Annotated in this window: 2 protein-coding genes; both read left to right on the forward strand. The window is 50.7% G+C overall.

Annotated elements, in window-relative coordinates; all coding sequences use genetic code 11:
- Positions 1–270 precede the first annotated feature (270 nt).
- Complete coding sequence (locus J0895_RS00850; RefSeq protein ID WP_207086257.1) at positions 271–1,296, forward strand: dihydroorotate dehydrogenase-like protein; 1,026 nt, start codon at positions 271–273, stop codon at positions 1,294–1,296.
- A 340-nt stretch (positions 1,297–1,636) separates the two neighbouring features.
- On the forward strand, positions 1,637–3,916 hold the full coding sequence (locus J0895_RS00855) for a 6-phosphofructokinase (protein WP_207086258.1): 2,280 nt from the start codon (positions 1,637–1,639) through the stop codon (positions 3,914–3,916).
- The last annotated feature ends 196 nt before the right edge of the window (positions 3,917–4,112 follow it).

Below are 4,112 nucleotides of genomic sequence, written 5' to 3' on the forward strand. Positions count from 1 at the left end.
CTTAGCAAGGGGAGGGTTAGGGTGGGGTTCTTCTCAAGCCTGCGCGGGCTACTCCGGTCCCCTCCCCTTAGCAAGGGGAGGGTTAGGGTGGGGTTCTTCTCAAGCCTGCGCGGGCTACTCCGGTCCCCTCCCCTTAGCAAGGGGAGGGTTAGGGTGGGGTTCTTCCCCAGAGTAAGAGTGAGAAAGCCCATCTCACCCCATCCGAAAATAACGACTAAAGTCGTGACACCAAACATCTTCCCCTTTCTTATTACAGGAGAACATAACATAATGGATCTGACTACAGAATATCTCGGTTTACAACTGAAATCCCCCTTAATGCCATCGGCTGCCGCACCTCTGACCGAAGATTTGGATAATATCAAACGGTTAGAAGATGCCGGGGCCGGGGCGATTGTACTCCATAGTATCTTTGCCGAACAACTCAGAATCGAACAACACGAACTCCATCATCACACTATCTCACATACGGAGAGTTTTGCCGAAGCTCTCACTTACTTCCCCGAAGCTGATACCTATCATGTGGGACCGGAAACCTATCTGGAACATATTCGCCAAGCGAAAGAGAGTGTGGGAATTCCCATTATCGCTTCGTTGAATGGTTCTACCTTGGGCGATTGGGTCGATTATTCTAAACAAATCCAGGAAGCTGGGGCTGATGCTTTAGAATTAAATATCTATAGTATCCCCACTGACGCTGACCTCACTGGGGCGCAAATTGAGGAGGATTATCTCTCCATTGTAGAAGCGGTTCGCGCCGATGTGACCATTCCCCTAGCGGTGAAACTTAGCCCATTTTTCACCAATTTAGGAAATATGGCCCAGCGTCTGGATCAAGCCGGTGCCAATGGGTTAATTTTGTTTAACCGCTTCATGCAGGCGGATATTTCCCCCGAGGAACTGGAAGTTTGGCCCCATTTGGTGTTGAGTCAGCATCAAGAATCCCTACTCCCCATGCGTTGGCTGGGATTACTCTATGGTCGCATCAATGCGGACCTTGCGGCAACCACGGGCATTCAAAAAGGACGAGATGCGGTAAAAATGTTGATGGTGGGGGCGAAAGTGACTCAAGTCTGTTCTCCCCTGTTGCGCCACGGCATCGGACATCTGCGGGAAATTGAACGGGAACTGGTGGAGTGGTTGGAGGAACATGAATATCACTCCGTGAAACAGGCGATCGGGACCATGAGTCAGATGAATGTGGCCGATCGCAGTGCGTATGAACGGGCGCAATACATGAAGGTGATTCAAAGTTTCGATTACGATCAGGCGATCGTCACGGCTTCCACTGTCTAAGCAATTTTCTCCCCTGACTGATTTTTCCCAATGTCAGGAAATCCCCATCTGGCGGCCTTGCCGCCTTTTTTTTGTGCCGGTTATCCGCAGAAGCGCGAAATCGGCAGAGTTCAATGTCACGACTTCAGTCCTTATCCCTCCTGTTTGTAGTAACGACTTCAGTCGTTTCCTCCCCACCTCGGCTCAATGTCACCTAAAATTTATTAAAAAATAGGGAAAAATCATAACCGAACGCCCTTTCCCTCCAAACTAAAAAGGTTAAATTCTAAAATGCAAGAGAAAGTTCTCAAATCTTGCCGGTTAAAGTTCATTCAGTCCACCCTAACTTAAGGAGAAGTTCATGCATCAGAGAAAAAGACTAGGGGTATTAACCAGTGGGGGAGACTCGCCGGGAATGAATGCTGCGGTTCGGTCCGTAGTCCGGTCTGCGATCGCCCAATCCATTGATGTATTTGCCATTTACGAAGGCTATCAGGGGATGGTGGAGGGGGGACAATGCGACCTAGAAAACCCGCGCCGTGTCGCCCCTGATGCGGAGGCTTGTATTCGTCAATTGCATTGGTATGACGTGGCGGGGATCTTACATAAAGGGGGAACGATGATCGGAACGGCGCGATCGGCCCAATTTCGGACGCGGGAAGGCCGGTTGCAGGCAGTTCGTAATCTGTTAGCCAATGATATCGATGGATTAGTGGCGATCGGGGGGGATGGCAGTCTCACAGGCGCTCACTTGTTCCGTAGTGAATGGCCGGAATTAGTCGCTGAACTCCTGGAACGAGGTGAGATTGATGCCGAACTCGCTGAACGTCACCGCCATTTGACCATTGTCGGATTAGCGGCATCCATTGATAATGATATGTATGGCAGTGACATGACCATCGGCACCGATACCGCCCTCCACCGCTTAACGGAAGCCGTAGACTCGATTTCTTCCACTGCAGCCAGTCATCAGCGCACCTTTGTGGTGGAAGTGATGGGACGGCATTGCGGCTATCTGGCTTTGATGGGGGCATTAGCCACGGGTGCAGACTGGGTATTGATTCCCGAATGTCCTCCCGAGGGCGACTGTTGGGAGGAAAAAATGTGCCAAGTGCTCCAAGCTGGTCGAGAATCCGGGCGTCGTGATACCATTGTGATTGTTGCCGAAGGTGCCAGGGACCGTCTCGGCAACCCGATTTCTTGTGAATATGTGCGACAAGTGCTAGAAGAAAAACTCGGGGAAGATGCCCGAGTCACGATTTTAGGCCATGTCCAACGGGGAGGGTCACCGACGGCATTTGATCGCAACTTAAGCACTTTGTTAGGTCATGCGGCAGTCAATGCTTTCCAAACTGCCACCCCAGACAGTGAATCCGTCTTAATTGGAATGCGCGGTAACCGGATTTATCAAGCGCCTTTGATGCATTGTGTGGAACAAACCGATGCGGTGAGTCAGGCGATCGCCGATGGAGATTACGCCAAAGCAATGGATCTGCGGGGAGAGAACTTCAAAAACGCCTATCAAATCTTGCATACTTTGATGCAAGCCAAACCCAGTCACCCGGAACCCCAAGAAGGCAAACCCTTGAGATTCGCCATCCTCAACTGTGGCGCAACCGCCCCGGGAATGAATACCGCCGTTCGCGCGGCTGTCCGACTGGCGATCGATAAAGGACATACTATGTTAGGAGTCGAACATGGATTCCGAGGCTTGATAGATGGTCACATCAAAGAATTACACTGGTTAAGTGTGCGAGGATGGGCCACCACCGGCGGTTCTGAACTGGGAACTAGCCGCAAGATTCCCAACGGTAAAGACTTTTATGCGATCGCCCGTCAAATCGAACGCCATGACATTAATGGACTGCTGATTATCGGCGGTTGGAGTGGCTATCAAGCTGCCTATCAACTCTACTCCCAATGTGAAACCTTTTCCGCCTTCAACATTCCGATTCTCTGCATCCCTGCCTCGATTAACAACAATCTCCCGGGTTGTGAACTGAGTATCGGGGCCGATACTGCCTTGAATAATATCATCGAAGCGGTGGATAAAATCAAGCAATCTGCGGTTGCCTCCAATCGCTGCTTTTTAGTCAAAGTCATGGGACGCTACTGCGGATATTTAGCCGTGATGAGTGGCTTGGCAACTGGGGCGGAACGGGTGTATATTAACGAGGAAGGCGTTGCCCTCACCGACTTGCAAAAAGACCTCTCCACCCTGATTGCTGGATTTAAACAAGGGAAACGAGTCGGTTTAATTATCTGTAATGAAAACGCTCATCCAGTGTATGATAGTGACTTCATCTGTGATTTGTTTGCAGAAGAAGGGAAAGAAGTATTTCAAGTGAGGCAGGCCATTTTAGGCCATCTGCAACAAGGCGGCGACCCCACACCTTTTGATCGCATCCAAGCCACCCGCTTTTCGGCGATCGGTCTGGATTTCCTAATCGACCAAGCCCAAAGACCCTCACCCACAGGGGCTTTCATGGGAACCGAAGCCGGTAATGTGCGATTTATCGACCTCGGGATGATTCCGCGTATGGTAGACAAAGAACATCAACGCCCCAAAGAACAATGGTGGATGGAAACCGCTGCGATCGGCAAAATCCTCGCTCACAATGCACCCCCAACTCCAGGGTGAACCCCTCTTAAGGACACGGCTTCTGCTGTGTCCTTCCCCGGATCGATCAGGAGATTGTCAAGTTGAAAGTTCTGTGCTTTCGCCAAAAAACGGTACACTATACTGGAGAGCCTATCCAATCCTTGACCCGATCGCCTTCCATGCCAGAACCTATACAGCTTAATTTGTTTGACCCAATTCCCTCCTCTGGTGACCC

The sequence above is a fragment of the Phormidium pseudopriestleyi FRX01 genome (assembly GCF_017313335.1).
Lineage (GTDB): Bacteria > Cyanobacteriota > Cyanobacteriia > Cyanobacteriales > Laspinemataceae > Laspinema > Laspinema pseudopriestleyi.

What these genes read in the sequence shown, in the direction of transcription:
- J0895_RS00850 (WP_207086257.1), top strand. Translation starts at nt 271, where the DNA reads ATGGATCTGACTACAGAATATCTCGGTTTACAACTGAAATCCCCCTTA.
- J0895_RS00855 (WP_207086258.1), top strand. Translation starts at nt 1,637, where the DNA reads ATGCATCAGAGAAAAAGACTAGGGGTATTAACCAGTGGGGGAGACTCG.